We start from the raw sequence: 21,960 nt of genomic DNA on the forward strand, positions 1-21,960 counted from the left end.
ATTCCCTTGCATTTTTATTTCAAATTCTCCTCAAGCATGTCAAAGATATCGCCCATCTCATCCATTTCAAGGTCTCCCGCACTGAAGTCGCTCGGTGTGAATTCCTTGTCCTCTTTTTCCGTACAATGGCGGATGATCAGGAGGAGATTTTCTTTAAACCGCTCCATTTGTGCTTCGACCGTTGCTCTTTCATATTCCTTCTCATTGTAGGAGCAAGAAAGAACAAAACGTCCGTTACGGATCATGCCGCTGAAGCTTAAAGCGTACAGGGCTTCTGATTCTTCGCTCACTTGGCGTCCCATATCGAAAGCGGACGGTTCAAAGAAATCCGTTTTCACTTCACTGTCGAATTGGCCTAAATAGTTAAAGCTGATTTCCGGTGTGAAGCCTTGCGCTCCCGCTTGTTCTGTAAAGTAGCGGAGAATGCCGTATCCGACGCCTTTGTCCGGAACGCGGCGCAGGTTTTCTTTGACTGCTTTGATGACCGCTGAGACATCTGTTTCAGACATGTCGAGCACAACAGGATATTGTGCCGTAAACCAGCCAACCGTTCTGGAGATGTTCAAATTCGGGATGATGTCTTCCCGTCCGTGCCCCTCAAGATTGATGCCGATTTTGACACCATCTGTCCATTCTTTCATCGTTAATCCGAGCGCGCTGAGAAGAATATCATTGATCTCGGTTCCATATGGCTGATGAACATCTGTTAAGAGGTGTTTAGTGTCTTCCTCATTTAATTCACAGATGACGGATGAGGTATGTTTGACAATCCGCTCCTCTGTTTCATCATCCTTCGGAACAGCAGAAACCTCTTCATCGTCAATTTGCGCCCAGTATTCAGCCTGCTGCAAAAGGTGTGCTGATTGGCTGAATGCCGCCAATTCTTCTGCCCAATCCTTGAAGGAGTTCGTTTTTTGCGGGAAGACGATTTGCTCTTCTTTCTCCGCCTGCATGTAGCCTGATGCAAAGTCTTCAAGCAAGATCCGCCAAGATACGCCGTCGACCACGAGATGGTGTACAGCGATGAGCAGGTGATCCCCTGCTTCCGTGCGGTATAGCTCCCCTTTCAGAAGCGGTCCGTTTTGCAGGTCGAGACTGCTTTGCAGACTGTCAGCAAGAACCTTAATCTGGCTTTTCAGCATATCTTCATCTGAGCCGTACAGATCAACGATTTCAAAGCTGACCTCGCACTCGTCTATCCGTTTATACGCTTGAATGATGTCGCCATTTTCTTCACGGTAGACCATGCGAAGCGCGTCATGATGCTCAATCAGTGCCCGCAATGTCTTTTCAACCCGTTCAGGATCAAAGCCCTCCGAGGCATGAAGCATAACCGACTGGTTCCAGTGATGTTTGTTCGTGAAATTCTTTTCAAAGAACCAGCGCTGAATCGGCGTCAGGATAACTTCGCCCTCCACAGGGCCTTGGTCTGCCTGTTTGCCTTCGGCACGCTCCACGTATTGGGTAAGCTCTTCGATCGTCGGGTGCTGGAAGAGATCCTTCATTTCCAGTTTCCAGCCGTGCTGGTTCAAGCGGCTCGCCATCTGGATGCCTTTAATGGAATCTCCGCCGAGCGAGAAGAAATTGTCACTGACACCGACTTCAGAAATACCGAGCACGTCCTGCCAAATGCCGGCAAGCAGTTCTTCCATGTCAGTGGACGGCGCTTTGTATTCTCCGTTTCCTGTTTCAATATCCGGCTCCGGCAGCGCTTTGCGGTCTACTTTGCCGTTTGCGGTAACCGGAAGCTCGTTCAAGGCCACCCAGAACGCCGGGATCATGTAGTCCGGCAGGGTTTCCTTCAGTGCAGATTTCAGCGCTTCTATGTCAGCTGTTTCCGGTGTGACATACGCCGCGATCGCTGTATTCCCGCCTTTATCCTTGACGGCTATCACCGCCGCATCCTGCACCGCAGAAATCTGGGCGAGCTGGACTTCGATTTCTGACAGCTCGATCCGGTAGCCGCGGACCTTGACCTGCTGGTCGATCCGGCCGATGTATTCGATGCCGCCGCCCGTCCATTTCACCAAGTCGCCCGTTTTGTACATGCGTTCACCCGGCACAAACGGATCTGGGACAAACCGCTTCGCGGTTTCGTCTTCCCTGTTCAGATAGCCGCGCGCCAGTCCGCGTCCCGCCACACATAGCTCTCCGGCCACGCCCTCCGGCTGAACCTGATGGCTTTCGCTGAGAATGTACCCTCTCGTATTGGCGATCGCGCGCCCGATAGAAAGCGAGCCTTCCTCCGGATTGATCTCTGTGCTTGTCGCAACGACAGTGTTTTCGGTTGGCCCGTAGTTGTTGATGAGTTTGTACGGCTGTTTGACCGCACGCTTCAGCTTGTCCCCTCCGGTCAAGAGCACGCGGAGTGACGTGTTTTCTAGCTCCATGAACTGTTCCGCCAGCTGTGTTGGCAGGAAGGTGATCGTCACGCCGTTTGTTTCGAAATAGTCATTCAGGCGGGTGATATCAAGGCGGATCGCTTCATCAATAACGTGAAGCTCAGCGCCGATCGTCCAGGTCGGGAACATCTCCCAAATGGAAGCGTCGAACCCGAAGCCCGCGTACTTCGCACTGCGGTCCTCCGCTGTCATGCCGAACGCGTCATGATGCCAGAAGCACAGGTTGACAAGCGCATGGTGCTCGATCATAACACCCTTCGGCTGTCCGGTCGTTCCTGACGTGTAAATCATATAAGCAAGGTGATCCGCGGTTGTGTCGGTCTGCGGATTTTCCTCATCGTTTTCGTCAAGCGGCAGACTCAGGATCGTCCGGTTGCCGTCCAGAAGAATGACCTCGCCCGTATAGCTGTCCGGCACTGAAATGCCTTCCTGTTTCAAGAGAAGCTTCGCACCGCTGTCCTGTAGGATATATTCAATCCGCTGATCTGGATAGTCAGGGTCAATCGGCACAAATGCCGCTCCCGCCTTCAGGACACCAAGCACCGCGGTGGACATTTCAAGCGACGGCTTCGTCAGAATGCCGACGCGCTCATCCGCGCTGATGCCGCAGTCGATCAAAATCCGCGCCAGACGGTTCGCCTTCGCATTCAGCTCGCCGTACGTCCATGACTGCCCGTTATACGTGACAGCCGGGCGGTCCTTGTGGCGCTGAACGGTTTCTTCAAACAGCTGATGAACCGTTTTGTCTGTCGGCACAGGCAGTGTTTTTCCTTTCCAGGCCTCCAGAAGCGTTTGTTTTTCTGTCTCGTTGACGAGCGACAGGCTGGAAAGCGGCTGGTTTGGATTTTCTGCCACAGCCTGCAATAACCGCAGGACGTATTCGCTCCATTTCTCAGCTGTTTCTCTTGAGAATAGATCAGTCGCATATTCCAGCTGCAGACCGATGCCGTTTTCGTCAGCGAAACCACCTAATGTCAGATCAAACTTCGATGTTCCCTGATGGGCCTCATAAGGTGAAATCGTGAGATCTTGCAGCTCAAGCTGTTCTTTATCAGGGTTTTCTGTCGTAACCATCACATTAAACAATGGATTTCGGCTCATATCCCGAGGGAGGTCTAACTGATTGACCAGATCTTCAAACGGATACTCCTGATGCTCAAGCGCTGACAGATTCGTCTCCTTTGCTTGCTCCAGAAGCTCTGCAAATGTCTGCTTTTCTTCTGCTTCCATTCTCAGTGCAAGCGTATTGACGAACATCCCCGGCATGTTTTGCACGTCGGCATTCGTGCGGCCTGCTGTAACCGAGCCGATCACGATATCCCGCTGTCCGGAGATTTTGCTTAAAAAGACATGGAAGACGGTATGAAGCACCATATGCAAAGTCGTTCCCGTTTCTGCGAGCAGTTTTTCAATCGCCTTTGCCGTCCCGCTTCCCGCGCGGAAACGTACAGTATCCCCTTCAAAGCTTTGAACAGGCGGTCGGGTGTAATCAAGCGGAAGGTCAAGCTCCGGCAGTTCGCCTGAGAGAACTGATAGCCAGTATTGCTCATGCTCCTTCATCCGTTCTTTCTGTCCGGCTTCATTTTGCCAAACAGCGAAATCCTTGTAATGAAGCTTCGGCTCCGGAAGCTGTTCGCCTTTATAAAGCAGTGCCAATTCTTTAACGAAAATACCTCTTGATACACCATCCGCGATAATGTGATGCATATCCAATAGAAGCAGATGTTTTTGGTCTGCAATTCGGAGTAATGCCGCGCGAATGAGTGGAGCGTTGCTTAAGTCGAATGGCCTGATAAATTCCTTAATCTTCTGTTCCGCCTCGCCCTCTTCTGCATCAAACACGTGAAGATCAATTGATGCCTCCTCAACAATGCGCTGGACAGGCTCTCCGTCTGCTTCCGTAAATGACGTGCGCAATGATTCATGACGGTTTACGAGCTGGTTAAGTGATTCTCTCAGGCGCGAAATGTGAAGCTCGCCTTCCATCAGAAGAACCGATGGCATATTATAGCTGATCGTCTGCCGGTCAAGCTGATTGAGCACGTACATCCGTTTCTGCGCGGATGACAATGGATACACATCCTGTTTGTCAGCCGGCTTTAACATGTGATAGCCGCCTGATGCTGCCGATTCCTCCATGTAAGCCGCCAGCTGGCGTACAGTCGGCTGCTCGAACAGCGCTTTAAGCGGCACGGTTTTCTCCAATTCCGCCTGTATATTGGCGATGAGCATCATTCCTTTTAGTGAATGGCCGCCTAAATCGAAGAAATTGTCATCGATTCCGATCGCTTCAATGCCGAGTGTTTTCTGCCAGATGCGGCAAAGGCTTTCTTCAAATGCTGTTTCCGGAGCAGCTGACGCCTCATATCCGGATTGCGCTGCGTTCGGCTTCGGCAATGCGTTTCTGTCGGTCTTCCCGTTTGCCGTGAGCGGGATGACATCTACCTGCACGAAGAAGGCAGGGATCATATGAGACGGCAGTATTTGTGAAAGCTGTTTCCGGAGCTCTGCTTTTTCAATGGCTTGATCCGCCGTATAATACGCACAAAGCTCTTGAAGCCCGCCCTCAGAAACCGCAAGCACTACCGCTTCTCGAATACCGCTGAGGCTAAGCATGACCGTTTCAATTTCTTTCGGCTCTATGCGGTAGCCACGGATTTTCACCTGATCATCAGCCCGGCCGATAAATTCAACCGTACCGTCCGCCAGTCTCCGGACGACATCTCCGGTCTTGTACATCAGGCTCCCCGGCGCATACGGGTTTTCAACGAATTTCTCGGATGTGAGCTGAGGACGGCTGAGATATCCTCTGGCAAGCCCCTGTCCTGTGATATATAACTGACCGCTCGCTCCCGGAGGCACAAGCTTCAATGACTCATTTAAGACAAGTGCGCCGGTATTGGCAATCGGCCGTCCGATTGTCGGCCGTTTCGCGAATGTGCCAGGTTCAGTCAGGTCAATCCGTCCGGCAATGGCGCCGATTGTTGCTTCGGTCGGACCGTAGTGATTGATAAATTCGGTATGCCGATATACTTTGCTGAACGCTAGAACATCAGCAGGGATGATCTTTTCTCCTCCCAACACAATCAAGCGCAGGGATTCAAAATGCGGCTCCTTTGTAAAGCTGGCCGTGTTCACCATCGTGTGGAACAGGGACGGTGTCAGCTTGATATACGTGATGCCGTGCTCCTTGATATAACGGCCAATCTGATCGGGCGCCGTATATGTCTCTTTCGGCACAATGTGAAGCTCACCGCCTGCTTGGAGCACAGGGAAAATGCTTGTATAACCCAAGTCGAATGCGTAAGACGAAAGTAAGACCGACTTATCCGTTTTTGTCAGGCCCGCCTCTTTGCTAAACCAAGAAACATAGTTTGTCAGATTGCGATGCTCAATCTGCACACCCTTCGGCTTCCCGGTCGTGCCGGATGTGTAAATGATATATGCAAGATTCTGAGGCCCAGACATCAATTCCGGGCGCTCCTTGTTTTCATTCCGCCAATCCGCTTGATCGATATTGATCGTGGTTCCTTGATATTGCCCTATGGCAGTCATATTTCTTTCATTCACGACTGTAAATCTCGCACCGCTGTCTTCTAATGAATAGCGGATTCGTTCCTCAGGCGTATCCGGATCAATCGGAAGGAAAGCGGCTCCCGCCTTCATGATCCCAAGAACAGCTGTCATTAGGTCAGCTGAACGATCCATGACAACGGCTACGATGTCTTCACTTCCTGCCCCGTGCGCGCGCAAATGATGCGCCAGCTGGTTCGCCTGTTCATCAAGCTCACGATAGGTCAGCTGGTTTCCGCCAGAAATCACAGCCGGATCATCAGGTGTTTGCTGCACCTGTTTTTCGAAAAGTGATACAAACGTGTCTTCGCCAGAATGAGTGGTTTGTTTTTTCTCTTCAAGCAAAGCTGCCGTTTCAGCCGGTGAAAGAATCTCCAAATCAGACAGCCGTACGTTCGGGTTAACCGCAGCTGCTTTGATCAAATTGACAAAGTGGCTGCTCCAGCAGCGGATTGTCTCGTCCTTAAATAAGGCAGTTGCGTAGTCAAAGCTTAAACCGATTTCTTCTTCACGTTCGACAGCTTCCAAGGACAGATCAAATTTCGCCACGTGATGAAGCATAGAATAGGAAGAAATCTTCAAATCTCCTAATTTCAAAGAAGGAATCTCCATGTTCTGCATGTTGAACATAACGCTGAACAGCGGGCTACGGCTTGTGTCCCTTGTGAGCGGCAGCTTTTCAATCAATTCCTCAAGCGGATAGCTTTGGTGCTCGAATGCTTGAAGACTGACCGTTTTGACTTCGTCTAGGAATTGCGCAAAGGTTTTGTCCCCCGCAGGCGCTGTCCGTAATGCCACCGTGTTGACAAACATACCCGGCACACCTTGCAAATCAGGATGTGTTCTGCCCGCAGTCGGTGAGCCGACGATGATGTCATCCTGTGACGCATACTTAGAGAGCAATACATGAAATGCGGCTAAAAGGAACATGTACATTGTTGTGTCTGTTTCTGACAGCAGCGATTTGATTTGAGCCGTGATTTGTTTATCAAGCCCGAACATGACGCGCTCCCCGGAAAAGCTCCGTTCTGCAGGCCGCGGGAAATCCGCCGGAAGGTCAAGAACCGGCAGCTCGCCTTTAAACGTATCCAGCCAGTATGCTTCATCTTTTTGATGATCCGCATGTTCTTTTTGCCAGACAGCGTAATCCTTATAGTGAATCTGCGGGAGCTCCAGATCTGCGCCTTGATAGATTTTGGCGAGATCGCCGATGAGAATGCCAGTCGAGCTGCCGTCCGTAATGATATGATGCATATCAATGAGCAGCAGATGGCGTTCTTCTTCAAGCTGGACAAGCTTCGAACGGACGAGCGGCGCGCGGTTTAACTCAAACGGCTGAACAAACGTTTTGATCAGCTCTTCCGCGTCTTCTTCCCGCCCCTTGGCAGCCTCCAGCTGGAACGATATGTTTTTATGAACGGTCTGTACGACTTCTCCGTCTATCATGTCAAACGACGTACGGAGAATTTCGTGCCGATCGATTAATTGCTGAATCGCATGTTCAAGCCGGTCTTTGTTTACTTCTCCCTCCAGCAAAAGTACAGCAGGGACGTTGTAGCTTGTGCTTGCTTGTCCAAGCTGATTGAGGATGTACATTCTCCGCTGGGCCGGGGATACAGGATAATGCTGCTGATAAGGTGCTTGCCTGATCGGTTCAAACGTCTGCTCCTCCTTGCTTTCGCTCTCTTCCAAATACAGTGCCAGTTCTTGAATGGTCGGCTTTTCAAAAAGCACTTTAATCGGTACTTCCTTGTGGAAATGCTCTTGAATTTTCGCCGTCATCATCATCGCTTTCAGAGAATGTCCGCCGATCATAAAGAAGTTATCTGTAACGCCTGCTTTAACGCCAAGTATCCCTTCCCAAATCTCGGCTAATTTCGTTTCACTCTCTGTTTTGGGTGCTGCATATTCAGACTGCACAGCGTCTGATTGAGGCACAGGCAGTTCTTTTTTATTGATTTTTCCGTTTGGTGTAAGCGGCAAGCTGTCCATCTGGATCAAATGGGCAGGAACCATATAGTCCGGCAATGATTGAGACAGCGTTTTTCTCAGCCCGCTCACAGACACTTCGCGATCCGCCGTAAAGTACGCGCAAATTTCATTTTCATCCGCTTTGTTCTTGCGAATGATCACGGCAGCCTCTGTCACATGTTCGGCCATGTTCAATTTGTTTTCGATCTCCCCAAGCTCAATCCGGAACCCGCGCACCTTCACCTGGTTATCAATTCTTCCTAAAAACTCGATATTCCCGTCCGGAAGCCATTTCGCCAAGTCGCCAGTTCGATACATTTTTTCACCCGGTCTGAACGGATCTTCGAGAAATTGCTTCTCCGTCAGCTCTGGGAGGTTGACGTAGCCCCGTGCCACGCCGCTTCCCCCGACACACAGTTCACCGGGCGCTCCGATCGGCTGCAGACGCTGCTGCTCATCCATGATGTATGCAGTGGAATTTCCGATTGGCTTCCCGATTGGAATTGAACCGCTGTACTCGCGATCAATCAAAAAGCTTGTAGAGAATGTCGTATTTTCTGTCGGGCCGTACCCGTTCCACAGAGAAAGCGACGGCGATGCCTGTTTCACTTTACTTACAATATGCGGCACGAGCGCGTCTCCGCCGATGATTAAATGGCGCAGTGTGCCAAACATGCCGGCATCCTTTGCAGCAAGCTGGTTGAATAATGGCGATGTCAGCCACATCGTCGTAATTTTCTGCTCACGCAGGAACGCTGAAAACCGTGTCGCGTCAAGCAGTGTCTCTTTTTTCACCGGATAAAGCGCCGCGCCGTTCAGCAGCGCGCCAAAGACCTCAAATGTGCCGGCATCAAAGCTGACAGCTCCCGTTTGCGCCATGCGGTCTTCTTCATGAACAGGAACGTATCCTGCATTTTTGACGAGACGCAGAATGCTTTTGTGTTCGATCATGACACCTTTCGGTTTTCCGGTCGAACCTGACGTGTACATGATGTAAGCCAGGTCAGACGGATCGGCGGGCAGATTCAGATTGTCAGCCGTTTCATTCTCTTCAAAAACGCCTTCCAGCGGGAGAACCGGCACTTGCAGCTGATTTGCCTGTTTTGTATAGACCTCTCCAGCTAAAGCGATCCGAATCGAGCTGTCCTCCGCCATGAAACGGAGCCGATCCTCCGGAAGTGCGGGATCAAGCGGCACATATACAGCGCCTGCCTTTAAAACAGCCAGTATGGCGGCAACAGTCTCTGCCGAACGGTCATTCATAATGGCTGCTGTTTCACCCTGTTGAAGACCTTGCCCGATAAGCTTTCTCGCCAGACGGTTCGCCGCTTCGTTCAGCTCGCGGTACGTCAGCTCGGCTCCTTCATATACGAGGGCAGTACTTGCCGGTGTCCGCTTTGCTTGTTCTTCAAATACTTGATGAACAGCCATTCTTTCAGGGAGTTCTGTTGAAGTGCTGTTAAAGGTCTCCACAATTTGCCGCTGCTCTTCTTCTCCCACAAGCCCATGCTCACGCACAAAGGCGTCCGGCCGCTCGACAGCGGCTGTCATCATGCGGGTGAGATGTCCTGCTGTCCGTTCAATAAAAGCAGAATCAAATGCAGCGCCGTTATATTTGATTTTGACGGTCCAGGTTTTACCCGGGTAAACAATGAGGTTGAAATCAAAGCTTGTTTGTTCAAATGCGCTCTCAACCTTGATAGAGAAACCGAGCCTGTCTTCCATGCTGCCGTTTTCAAGCTCTTGATCAAGCGGATAATTTTCAAAAGCGACAAGATGGTTCAAAAGACTGCTGTCCAAGGCTGAACGTTTTTGAATCTCGTAAAGCGGCACGTAATCGTAGCGCTCCGCCTCCACCGCATGCTGCTGAACGGCTGTGAAAATATCAGCGAATGTAGACTGCCGATCAACCTTTACACGCACCGGAATGGTATTGATGAAGAGCCCCGCCATTGTTTCGATTCCGTTGATTTCAGACGGCCGTCCCGATACGACCGTGCCGAAGACAACATCATTCGTAAAGTTATATTTGCTGAGGACGATTCCCCAGATCGCCTGAAACAGGTTAGGCCCCGTCACTTGATGGCGGTTCGCCGTTTGCTGAATGCGTGCAACCAGTTCCTCGTCCCATGTAAATGAGTATTCTCTGTTCACATACTCGTCTTTTTTCTCCGGCAAGCGGCCCGGGAGCACGCTTGGCTGTTCAAAATCCGCCAAGCGTTCGCTCCAGTAGCCTTCCGCTTCTTCATTGTCCTGTTTTCCAAGCCACTTAATGTAGTCGGAATATGGCTTGCCCTGCCCATTTGCAGGTGTGCGGCCTGCTCTGAGCGCTTCGTAGTTTTGGAACAGGCTTTTCATCAGCACGCCCATGCTCCAGCCGTCCATCATAATATGGTGATTGCTCCAGACAAGATACAGCTGATCTGCGTCAAGGCGGAAAACTGCCACCTTGAACAAAATGTCTTTTGCCAGGTTAAAGCCTTGGCGCTGAACGTCTTGTTTGTAACGCTCAATGTGGTCTTTCTGGCGATCCTCGTCTGCATGACTGATATCTTCATAGTGCACCTTTGTCTTGCGTTCCGCTAACACAACCTGACGCGGCTTTTGCAGCTGCTGGTGTACAAATACCGTACGGAGAATATCGTATGACCGGATCAGTTCATTGACGCTTTTCTCAAAGATTTCAAGATCAAAAACACCTTGAATGCCAAGCTCTAATTGTGTGAAGTAAGAGGAAGAATGCGGATCAAGCATCGCATGATACAGCATTCCTTCCTGCATCGGTGTAAGTGCGTACACCTTTTGAATTGATTTTTTGCTCATATGCCACCTCTATTAGAAAATTTCCATTAATTTATCAAGCTCATCCAGCGTCAAATCGTCGTCGCCAAGGTCACTCGGCGTTAGTTCCGTGCCATCTTGAGATAGGCAATGTTCAATGATTCTAAGAAGATGGGCCTTAAAGCTGTCACTGAATGTCTGTATCGTTTTTTCATGAAATTCGAGAGAATGATAGGCCAGTGACATCGTCAGTTTTCCATTTTCAATATATCCGACAACATCAAGCGCGTTCGGTTTTTCCGTGTCCGGGCTTAATGACTGTCCTGATGGCAGCTCTGATCTCGTGAATAAACCTGCATCCGACATTTCGTCGAACTGCCCTAAATAGTTAAAGCTGATATCCGGCTGAATGGAGAACGCCACATCTTCTTTATGCTCCGGCGCTGTCAAATAGCGCAAAATGCCGTAGCCCACTCCCTTGTTCGGGATATGTCTGATGTCTTCTTTCATTTGCTTCAGCTGATAAGCCAGATCATCCGCATGCTTCATATCCAGCACCATCGGGAACATACTCGTAAACCAGCCGACTGTCCGGGAAATGGTCAGGTCTTCTACGATATCTTCACGTCCATGCCCCTCTAAATGAACACTCACTTGCTCCTGACCTGTCCACTCCTTCATCGCTAATCCAAATGCCGTCAGCAAAATATCATTCATTTCTGTATGATAAGCCTCATGCACCTTAGTGGTAAGCTGTTCTGTCTCTTCAGCAGTCAGCGAAAATCCGATTGTCTTTGTATGTTTCATTCGCTGATCACTAGATTCGCGGTCTTTCGGAAGCTTCACCGGGACAGTCTGTTCTTCAAGCTGTTTCCAATACTCTTTTTCTTTCAGAAAGGCCTTGGAATTTGCGAAATCTTGTAATCTCTCTGCATACTCCGCAAACGAATGGGTTTTCTGCGGAAGAACCGGCTCGTTCCCTTGCTCCAGCTGTGTATAAACCGCGGCGAAATCCTCCAGTAAAATCCGCCACGATACACCGTCAACCACTAAGTGGTGAATCACAAGCAGCAAGTGGTCTCCATCTTCCGCTTGGAACAAGCCTGCTTTTAACAAGCCGCCTTCCTTCAAATTGATGCTGCTTTGCAGACGCTCCGCTTCTCTCTCTATGCGGTCTTCATGATCTATAGCCTGCCCCTCAAGTTTGGTGATCTCTAAGTGTACAGAGACGGCATCAAGCCCTTTGTTAAATTGAACGATCTCCCCTTGTTCCTCGCGGTAGACCATGCGAAGCGCGTCATGATGCTCAATCAGTGCCCGCAATGTCTTTTCAATCCGTTCAGGATCAAAGCCCTTCGCGGCATGAAGCATAACCGACTGGTTCCAGTGATGTTTGTTCGTGAAGTTCTTTTCAAAGAACCAGCGCTGAATCGGCGTCAGGATAACTTCGCCCTCCACAGGGCCTTGGTCTGCCTGTTTGCCTTCGGCACGCTCCACATATTGTGTCAGTTCTTCGATCGTCGGGTGCTGGAAGAGATCCTTCATTTCCAGCTTCCAGCCGTGCTGGTTCAAGCGGCTCGCCATCTGGATGCCTTTAATGGAATCTCCGCCGAGCGAGAAGAAATTGTCGCTGACACCGACTTCAGAAATACCGAGCACGTCCTGCCAAATGCCGGCAAGCAGCTCTTCCATGTCAGTGGACGGCGCTTTGTATTCTCCGTTTCCTGTTTCAATATCCGGCTCCGGCAGCGCTTTGCGGTCTACTTTGCCGTTTGCGGTAACCGGAAGCTCGTTCAACGTCACCCAGAACGCCGGGATCATGTAGTCCGGCAGGGTTTCCTTGAGCGCTGACTTCAGCGCTTCTGTGTCGACAGTTTCCGGTGTGACATATGCGGCAATTGCGGTATTGCCCGCTTTATCCTTCACAGCTGTCACTGCCGCATCCTGCACCTGAGAAAGCTGGGCCAGCTGCACTTCGATTTCTGACAGCTCGATTCGGTATCCGCGGACCTTGACCTGCTGGTCGATCCGGCCGATGTATTCGATGCCGCCGCCCGTCCATTTCACCAAGTCGCCCGTTTTGTACATGCGTTCACCCGGCACAAACGGATCTGAGACAAACCGCTTCGCGGTTTCGTCTTCCCTGTTCAGATAGCCCCGCGCCAGTCCGCGTCCCGCCACACAAAGCTCTCCGGCCACGCCCTCCGGCTGAACCTGATGGCTTTCGCTGAGAATGTACACTCTCGTATTGGCGATCGCGCGCCCGATAGAAAGCGAGCCTTCCTCCGGATTGATCTCTGTGCTTGTCGCAACGACGGTGTTTTCGGTTGGCCCGTAGTTGTTGATGAGTTTGTACGGCTGTTTGACCGCACGCTTCAGCTTGTCCCCTCCGGTCAAGAGCACGCGGAGTGACGTGTTTTCTAGCTCCATGAACTGTTCCGCCAGCTGTGTTGGCAGGAAGGTGATCGTCACGCCGTTTGTTTCGAAATAGTCATTCAGGCGGGTGATATCAAGGCGGATCGCTTCATCAATAACGTGAAGCTCAGCGCCGATCGTCCAGGTCGGGAACATCTCCCAAATGGAAGCGTCGAACCCGAAGCCCGCGTACTTCGCACTGCGGTCCTCCGCTGTCATGCCGAATGCGTCATGATGCCAGAAGCACAGGTTGACAAGCGCATGGTGCTCGATCATAACACCCTTCGGCTGTCCGGTCGTTCCTGACGTGTAAATCATATAAGCAAGGTGATCCGCGGTTGTGTCGGTCTGCGGATTTTCCTCATCGTTTTCATCAAGCGGCAGACTCAGGATCGTCCGGTTGCCGTCAAGAAGAATGACCTCGCCCGTATAGCTGTCCGGCACTGTGATGCCTTCCTGTTTCAAGAGAAGCTTCGCACCGCTGTCCTGTAGGATATATTCAATCCGCTGATCCGGATAGTCAGGGTCAATCGGCACAAAAGCCGCTCCCGCCTTCAGGACACCGAGCACCGCGGCGGACATTTCAAGCGACGGCTTCGTCAGAATGCCGACGCGCTCATCCGCGCTGATGCCGCAGTCGATCAAAATCCGCGCCAGACGGTTCGCCTTCGCATTCAGCTCGCCGTACGTCCATGACTGCCCGTTATACGTGACAGCCGGGCGGTCCTTGTGGCGCTGAACGGTTTCTTCAAACAGCTGATGAACCGTTTTGTCTGTCGGCACAGGCAGCGTTTTTCCTTTCCATGCCTCCAGAAGCGTTTGTTTTTCTGTCTCGTTGACGAGCGACAGGCTGGAAAGCGGCTGGTTTGAATTTTCTGTTACTGCTCCTAAAAGCTGAATCCAATATTGCTTCCATCGTTCAATCGTTTCCGGTGTAAACAGCGCCGTATTGTATTCAAGAACAAATGCGAGCCCTCCGCCGGTTTCGTCAGCTGTCAGCGTGATATCAAACTTGGCCGTTTTCCGTTCAAATGGATGCGGTTCAAGCTCGACTCCTTTCATTGTTAAATCTGTGATGCTCGCATTTTGCATAGAAAATACTGCATCAAATAAAGGATTTCTGCTTGTGTCACGGTGAATCTCAACTTTTCCGATCAGGTCCTCAAGCGGGTAATCCTGCGCTTCAAATGCGCTAAGTGCCGTTTCCTTCACTTCACCAAGATAATCCGCAAACGTCTTATCACCCTTTGGATATGTGCGCATCGCCAGTGTATTGACAAACATTCCGATGACGCGGCTGATGTCCGCTTGAGAACGTCCGGCTACCGGCGAACCCACAATGATATCGTTTTGGCCGCTCAATTTTGATAAAAACGCGCTGTAAGACGCCAGAAGGACCATATACAGAGTGGAATCCGTTTCCTTTGCAAGCTTGCGAAGAGCATCCGCTTTTCCTGCGTCCAATGCAAACGCAATCCGATCTCCTTCAAACGTTTGAACAGCAGGACGGCTGTAATCAGTCGGAAGAGTCAGCACCGGCAGCTCTCCGTCAAGCTCCTTCAGCCAATGCTCCTCTTGCTTCCGGTACAGCTCGGACTGAATAAACTGCTGCTGCCACACGGCATAATCCTTATATTGAATATGAAGCGGCTCAAGGGTTTCTCCGTCGTACAGCTTCGAGAGTTCATCAATCAGCACGCCGACAGACGCTCCGTCAGAAATAATATGGTGCATGTCAAACAGCAGCAGATGCTCAGCTTCTGACAGCTTGATCAGCCCCATTCTGAACAGCGGCAGCCGGTCAAGTGTGAACGGACGGATAAACTCAGAAACGATCCGCTCGGTCTCTTCTTCTGGCGCTTCGAAATATGCCATATCAAACGCCGCTTCATCCCAGATTCGCTGCACCGTTTCTCCGTCTTTTATTTCAAAGGTTGTTCTAAAGGCTTCATGACGCTCCATTAACTGATTCATTACGCATTTGAGCCTTTCAACATCCAGATGACCCTTCAGGCGAAGAACCGATGGCATGTTGTAGCTTGTGTTCGCTCCTTCAAGCTGCTGAAGCACGTACATCCGTTTTTGCGGAGAAGAAACTGGATACGTCTCTTGTGTCTTTGCCGGTCTTATGCTGACCGCTGTTCCTTTTTCTGCGGCGGCAATAACCTGTGCTAAGCTTTCAACGGTCGGTGATTGGAAAAGATCCTTGAGAGAAAGCTCAGCGCCCAGTTCCTGATGAATCAAGGCAAGCATCTTCATCCCCGCTAACGAGTGTCCGCCAATTTCAAAGAATTGGTCATAGATGCCGATCTTTTCAACCTGAAGCACCTGTGCCCAAATGTCTGCAACTTTTTGTTCTATTTCATTGCGCGGCGCAATATATGAAACACCATTTGAGATGTTGCCGTCAGGAAGCGGAAGCGCCCGCCGGTCGATTTTTCCGTTACCGGTCAGAGGCAGCTCGTCCATTTGGATAAATACCGCAGGGATCATGTACGCCGGCAGATCCTTTGCCGTATGCTCTCTCAGCTCTTGCGCTGTAATTTCACCCTGCCCGACAAAGTACGCGCAAAGCAGTTTGTCTCCCGCACCTTGATCGACGGCAAGCACAACGCTCTCCTGAACACGATCGTGGCTTTGCAGCTGGTGTTCAATTTCTCCGAGCTCAATGCGCTGTCCGCGGATTTTCACCTGGTGGTCTATCCGTCCGATAAATTCGATATCGCCATTCGGCAGCCATCTTGCCAAGTCGCCCGTTTTATACATGCGTTCGCCTTTTTTAAACGGATGCGGCACAAATTTCTCCTCAGTCAGTTCAGGGCGGTTGTAATAACCTTTTACGAGGCCTTCCCCGCTGACACACAGTTCTCCCGCGATGCCGGCAGGCTGAACATGTCCTGCGCGGTCAAGAATGTACACTTCCGTATTGCTGACCGGTCTTCCAATCGGAACGGACATCGTATGCTCATCCAATTCATCAACCGGATGATACGTTGCGAAAACCGTGCTTTCAGATGGGCCGTACATGTGAAGCAGCTTGCCTTTTCCAACAGTCTGCAGCGCTTTTTTCACATGATCTACAGAAGCCCGTTCTCCCCCGAACATAATCTTGCGCAAAGTCGACAAGCATCTCGGATTTAAGTCCACAAGAAGATGGAACAGAGCTGTCGTGATCATGAGGATGCTGATGTTCTCCCGCTCAATAACGCGAGAAAGACGAGCCATGTCCAGAACAGTTTCTTTCGGAACGAGCACAAGCTTGGCGCCGTTTAATAGAGAGCCAAATACGTCAAACATAAATGCGTCAAATACATAATTTGAGAGTCCGAGTATCGTATCCTGTTCCGTAATGCTGAGATAATTCGTCTGCTTAACCGTACGCAGAATATTGGCATGTGTCACAATATTTCCCTTTGGCGTTCCTGTCGTTCCGGATGTATACGTCAGGTTGGCCATGGCCGCAGAATCAAACGGCAGAGCGAGATTTTGCGCATCGCCGTGATAGCTTTCATCCTCATCAGCGAGCACGATGACACCCTTGAATTCAGCTTTTTCCGCTAACGCCTTTAATTTCGACTGGGTGAGAAGCACTTTCGCTCCGCTGTCTTGGAAGAAATGCTGCATCCGCTGAATCGGGTGTTCCGGATCAATTGGTACATAAGCCGAACCGGATTTTAATACCGCAAGGATGGACACAATCATGTCCATTGACCGTTCACACAGGACGGCCGCTGTCCTGCTTTCGCCGGCTCCCATTGAAAGAATGCCGCGCGCTAAGCGGTTGGCCCGTTCATTCAGCTCTCGATATGTGAGCGATTGCCCTTCATATTGAAGTGCCGGGCGATCCGGCGTTTTGGCAGCCTGCTCCTCAAACAGCTGAACAATCGTTTTGTCTTTCGGATAAGGCGTTCTTTCCGGGTTAAACTGCTGAACTTGTGAGGCGGCTTCCTCTTCAGAAAGAAGGTTGTACTCAGAAATCTGTTTCTCAGGCTCAGCAACTACATCTTCAAGCAGGCGCGCAAAATGCGTGAGCAGCCTGTCTGCCGTGCTTCGTTTAAACAGTTTTGTGCTGTAGTCTAAATCAAGATCAATGCCTCGGTCCGTTTCTCTTGCCTGAACCGTTACATCAAATTTGGCAATGTTGAAGTTGGTTTCATGAATCGACAATGTCAAATCACCGACAGCCGGAATGCCCGCCGCCGCGTTTTGGAGACTGAACATCGTGTCAAACAACGGATGTCTGCTTACATCACGCGGGATGTTCAGGTCTTCAACAAGCCATTCAAATGGATAATCCTGATGAGAAAAGGCATCCAGAACCTGCTGGCGCACACGTGTGAGCAGGCTGTTAAAAGTCTCATCCTGCTTCACTTCGCTGCGAATAGCGAGCGTATTAACGAACATTCCGACAATGCCCTCTGTATCAGAATGATGTCTGCCCGCTGACGGAGTGCCGACAATGATGTCATCCTGCCCCGTATATTTAGACAGGAGCGTATAGTAGGCTGACAGCATGACCATATAAAGTGTGGCGCCATTTTTTTCAGCTAAACGATACAGGCGATTCTTTAACTCTGCATCCAGCTTGATGGAAACCCGGTCTCCTTCAAAGCTTTGGACAGGCGGTCTCGGATAATCGGATAGAAGCTGAAGCACGGGAAGCTCACCCGCAAAGGCTTCCTTCCAATACGCCCGATCCTTTTGGTATCCTTCAGCAGCCTGCGCGCTTTGCCAGACGGCGTAATCTTTATACTGAAGGCGAAGCTCAGGAAGCTGTTCACCGCGGTAAATCTGTGCCAGTTGCTCCAAAATAATGCCGATGGAAACACCGTCAGAAATCAAATGGTGCATATCAAACAGAAGCATATGACGGTTTTCTTCAAGCTCCATCAATCCGACTCTCAACAGCGGCGCTTTCGATAAGTCAAACCGGCGGACAAAAGAAGTCATAACCTCCTCATTTGAACGGCCGCTTCTTTCAATCATCTCGATGTTGAACTGGACGCTGTCATGAATTTTTTGTCTCGGAATGCTGCCTTCAAGCACAAATGATGTCCTCAGCGACTCGTGGCGGCTGATTAACCCGCCAAATGCTTGTTCCAGTTTTTGAATGTCTAAAGGTCCCTCTAAAATAGCTGCCGCCGGCATGTTATATCCGACTCCCGCGTCCTCGAATTGGCTGACAATGTACGTCCGCTGCTGCGCCAGAGAAAGCGGGTAATGCTCCTGTTTTTCAGCCGGCTCAATCGCCGCAAACGTCCGGCCTTCTTTACGCTCGGCCGCCTCAGCAAGAGCGGCGATGGTCGGATGCTCAAACACATATTGCAGCGGGATGTCAGCGCCCGTTTCCTTATGAATCTTTGTTAAAAGCGTCATTGCCTTCAATGAATGACCGCCCGTTTCAAAGAAATTGTCAAAGACCCCGGCTTTCTCAACGCTCAGCACATCCTGCCAAATCTCGGCGATTGTTTTTTCCATTTCGTTTCGAGGTGCGGTATACGCTGTTCCCCTTACCGCTTTTACCTCAAGCGCAAACAGCTTGCGGCGGTCCACTTTTCCGCTTGGCGTGAGCGGAATTTCTGTGATTTCTGTGATGTAGTTCGGCACCATGTAGTCAGGAAGGTGTTTTGCCGCGTGTTCCCGCAGACGCGCAGGAGCAAATTCGCTTCCCGCTTTTTGCACAACATACCCACAAACCTCAAGATTCCCTTGGTCATCAGGCTTTGCCAAGACGACAGCTTTGGCAACATCAGGCGCCTGCTGAAGCACGGTTTCAATTTCTCCAAGCTCAATGCGGTATCCGCGAACTTTGACCTGATCATCTTCTCTTCCTAAATATTCGATCGTTCCATCCGGAAGCCAGCGCACCACATCTCCGGTACGATACATGCTGTCACCGGGCACAAACGGGTCTTGTGAAAATTTCTCAGCTGTCAATTCCGGGAGGTTTAAATAGCCTCGTCCAACACCGTCACCCGCGATATAAAGCTCACCCGCCACGCCTTCCGGCTGCAGACGGCCTTTTTGATCCAAAATATACAAGCGGTTATTCCCAAGTGCTTTCCCGATTGGCACATACGCTGATTGAACTGTACTGTCCGGGTGAACCGGATGAACAGATGCATCCACACACGTTTCAGTCGGCCCGTACACATTGGTCAAACGAGGAACGGCACCCGCTTCTTGAAACAATGTCAGAAGCTTGTCCGCCACAACAGAAGAAAGACCTTCCCCGCCAATCAGCAGGTGTTTGAGCTTAAGACCAGTCAAATCTCCCGCTGCTATCAGCATTTGCAGATGGGCCGGTGTTCCGTCCGTCGCCTCAATCCCGTGTCTGCGGTAATACTCCGCAAGAGCAGCGCCATTCGTCACCGTTTTCTTCGGCACAATATAAAGAGTCTGTCCCAAAAGGAGCGACGCGAAAATCTGTTTCACTGACGCATCAAAGTGGAACGGCGCAAGCAATGCCATCCGCAGGGTCTGGCTCTCACTCTGATAAAGAGTCTGCTGCAGAGATTCAACCAAATGATGAACCTGGCGATGCTCGATCATCACTCCTTTTGGACGTCCGGTTGTTCCCGACGTATAAATAATGTAGGCAAGATCATTAGCATTCACATTGATATCCGAAATAGCATCTGTACCGCTTGCAATCGCCTGATCAAAATCAATAAGCTCAGCAGATGCATCTGGTGACGCAACCTTCGATTCAGTCAAGACGAAGTCCGCACCGCAGTCCTCCAAAATAAATTGGATGCGCTCTGCCGGAAACTCGGGGTCAATCGGCACATAGGCTCCGCCGGCTTTTAAAATCCCCATGATAGCCGTAATCATCCGTTCAGAGCGTTCGAGCAAAACGGCAACCGGGCTGTCTGCACGGACCCCCTTCTCTTTCAGCACATTGGCAATGCGTGCGGATTGTTCATGTAACGTTCGATAAGACAATGCACCATTTTCAAACACAACCGCAGGCTGATCAGCAAGCGATTCCGCCTTTTCTTGGAATAGCGCCGGAATCGTCATGTTCTTGCGGTAATTAACCGGTTCACCGCCAGCCCGCAATAGCAGCCGCTCTTTCTCCGCCTCAGAAATCAGCGTCAATTCATCAATCGTATGATCCGGGTGCGTAAGTGCGTTCTCAAGCAATGTCATCATGCGTTCACAAACAATTTTAATTTCTTCACTCGTCATGAAATCAGTACGGTAGTCAAAGTCAATTGTAAGTTTCCCAGTATCCCATCGATCCTTCACATGAATCGAAACATCATTTAATCCGCTTCCGCTGAAAATGGGCTCAGTCAAAAAGGCTAGATTCTCTTCTTTCTGCCACTGCATCACCTGATATTCAAGCGAAACGGTAAACAGCTTTGTCACAGAGCTGTTTGTTTCACGAAGATCATTGATGAGAAGATTATACGGGTACTTTTGATGCCGAAGAGTCTTCATTAAATCCTTCATCCGGTCTTTAACAAAATCAAAAAACGCCTGTCCGCCGTTAATGTTTGCCCGAAGCGGAACCGTAGAAACAAACATGCCAAGCATCTGCTTCTCTTTCGCATTTGTCCGGTTGCCCATAAATGTACCAGTTACCACATTATTCTGCCCGCTGACTCTGTACAAGTAGGCGGCAAGCACCGATTGAAATACCGATAAAACGCTGACCTTGTGCTCCTCACAAAAGGATAAAATCTGCTGATGCAGCGCCTCAGGCACATCTTGAGAAAATCTCTCAGCATCTAAACTTCCGCCTGCAGGAGCATTCCGTTTCAGGGAAACGAGTTCAGGCACCGTCTCGAATTGCTTGTTCCAGAACGCTTTATCTTTTTCAAACCGCTTTGATTGAGCATAGTCCTGTTCAGACAAAACATGATCGATAAATGAATGCGAGATTCCTCTTTTTGTTTCTGAGCCGCCTGCTAATTCCAAGTAAATATGCATAATGGCGTTTCCGAGAATGTTCATGGAGATCCCGTCAGAAATCACATGATGAACATTTGCATAAAACCATACTTCATTTTCTTTGATGGTAAACAAGGAAAACCGGAATAAATCACAATCGTACAGAGGCAGAGGTTTTTTCGTTTCCTCCCGGCCCCATTGTGAAATGGATTCTATCGCATGCTGATCTCCAGTGGTGTCAGTATGTTTTATATCAACAGGCTTATACTCGCTTATATATTGAACGGGCTCTCCGTTTTCATCGAGACGCAAACGAAGACGCATTGCGTCATTTCTGCGGACAAACTCTTGGATCGCTTGCTCCACAAGCTTCCAGTCAATTCTTTCAGTTGAAACCAGCTTACCAATACCCGCAAGATTTGAAATACTCGTGTGAGGATAAAATTTTTCTGTATACCAAATTCGTTTTTGTGCATCAGTTAAAGGATAAAAAGTTATTTCCATATTATCTTACCTCCCCTAATCTTCAATAATTTGTAACATGTGCAGGATGATTTCTCTTTCGTATCCATTGACAACTTTTGAATCTAATGGACTAACTGATCAAAAAGCCGAAAGTACTACATCTCAAAAGCGTTGCATCCAAATAAAAAACAACTACCGCTCTTAAAAGCGGGTGCCGTAAGCCTTTATTGCGGGCGGCCGGCACAGGCAGATAAAGACTGCAGTTTCTTTTTCACCAAAGAGAAACATTTTTGCCTAATTCTTCATTGTTTTCAATATTTTTAACCTTTCTAACGTTCACTTTAAATGAAAAAATTGTTTTTATCACCGAAAAATGGGTGAAAAGTTCCATGCGGGATACCGAAAAGATTCCAGTTCTTTTACAGGGGTATTTTTGCGGGATACCGCAAAAATT

At 49.9% G+C, this 21,960-nt stretch carries 2 protein-coding genes; both read right to left on the minus strand.

The annotated features are described in order from the left end of the window. Positions 1–14: 14 nt before the first annotated feature. Positions 15–10,769, minus strand: a complete 10,755-nt coding sequence (srfAB, locus tag NST16_RS20885; RefSeq protein ID WP_445684600.1) for a surfactin non-ribosomal peptide synthetase SrfAB — start codon at positions 10,767–10,769, stop codon at positions 15–17. Between the two features lie 12 nt (positions 10,770–10,781). Further along, positions 10,782–21,545: a surfactin non-ribosomal peptide synthetase SrfAA gene (gene srfAA, locus NST16_RS16090; RefSeq protein ID WP_340887534.1), complete on the minus strand. Its 10,764-nt coding sequence runs from the start codon at positions 21,543–21,545 to the stop codon at positions 10,782–10,784. Between the last annotated feature and the right edge of the window lie 415 nt (positions 21,546–21,960).

The sequence above is a fragment of the Bacillus sp. FSL K6-1005 genome (assembly GCF_038000225.1).
Lineage (GTDB): Bacteria > Bacillota > Bacilli > Bacillales > Bacillaceae > Bacillus > Bacillus mojavensis.

What these genes read in the sequence shown, in the direction of transcription:
- srfAB (WP_445684600.1), bottom strand. Translation starts at nt 10,769, where the DNA reads ATGAGCAAAAAATCAATTCAAAAGGTGTACGCACTTACACCGATGCAG.
- srfAA (WP_340887534.1), bottom strand. Translation starts at nt 21,545, where the DNA reads ATGGAAATAACTTTTTATCCTTTAACTGATGCACAAAAACGAATTTGG.